Annotated in this window: 1 protein-coding gene; it reads right to left on the bottom strand. The window is 33.7% G+C overall.

The annotated features are described in order from the left end of the window. Nucleotides 1–24 precede the first annotated feature (24 nt). Nucleotides 25–1137, bottom strand: a 1113-nt coding sequence (locus BV372_RS33105; protein ID WP_086691515.1) for an IS701 family transposase, incomplete at its 5' end; no start/stop codon positions are given.

Below are 1137 nucleotides of genomic sequence, written 5' to 3'. Positions count from 1 at the left end.
TAAGCAAGTAGTAAAGAAGCTAAATCATCCAGAAGCATAACAGGGTTTAAATTGATTCATGGCTGCAATTAAATGATTGAATCCCAGTAATAACTGTGAATTAGGGAAAATATCGAGCCAGGGATAAATCAACCAAAATAGTAAGAGTGGTTGGACGATTAGACGCAGATTATTTAAAACATTCTTCCATCCAGATTCATGATTCCATTGTTGATGATTAGAAAAATCAATATGACTAGTTATTTCCCCCTCAGTCTCAATTTGACGAGATTGATTTAAGGCTAACAAGGCTGGAGAATTCAAACTAATCATCGTGTAAGCACAAAAAATAATCTCCCACCACCTCTCAATATGTTGAAAATTTGTGAACCTATAATCTGTCCAGCCTAGTTCTTGTTTACACTGTCGAAAACCATATTCTACCCACGTTCTTAATCCATATAAGTCGCCTAAAGTTTTTTTGAGATTACCTTGAAGATTCGTCATCACGAAGGAGGTAGAGTTTTCCGGCATAGTTTCTGGGTCAGTAGTTATCTCCCAGTAAGTTATGGCTCTTTTTTTACCATAAATTATTTCTCTAATGTATCTAGTTTCTGATTTTTGATTACTAAATGTTCTTTCAAATTTACACCACCTGTTGGCTCTAACACTTTGCCCTGCTGGCAACCAGACTCCATGATTACTTCTAATTGCTACCACATAAGCTAAGTTATATTCTTCCAGTTTTCTAATAAATTGGCTACTTTCACCATATAAACTATCTGCCAGTATCAGTTCGATATTAAACCCATCTTCAATTAACTCTGTAATTATTTCTGATGCTAACTCTATTTTAGTTTTATATTTATCTCCTTCTTTTAGAGTTGCTTTTGGTTTAAACACTTTTACCATTAATGGAAATGTTATATTAGAGTAAACTCCATAAGCATTGACTGAAACTATTCCATTATCAATTTTTCCCACGCTTCCTAAGTATTGTCTTGCCACATAATCAGTCTTTTTACCTTTTTTTCTATCTCCGGTTTCATCTATTACTACTGTAATCGCCTGACCATTCAATACTTGCTTAAGTTTCTTTAATCTTCGTTGTTTTAATTCATTTACTGACCAATCTGAATTAGCTAGGAAATGATGTAA

It is taken from the genome of Nostoc sp. T09, from assembly GCF_002154695.1.
Taxonomy (GTDB): domain Bacteria; phylum Cyanobacteriota; class Cyanobacteriia; order Cyanobacteriales; family Nostocaceae; genus Aulosira.
This window is presented reverse-complemented; position numbering and strand designations above follow the sequence as displayed.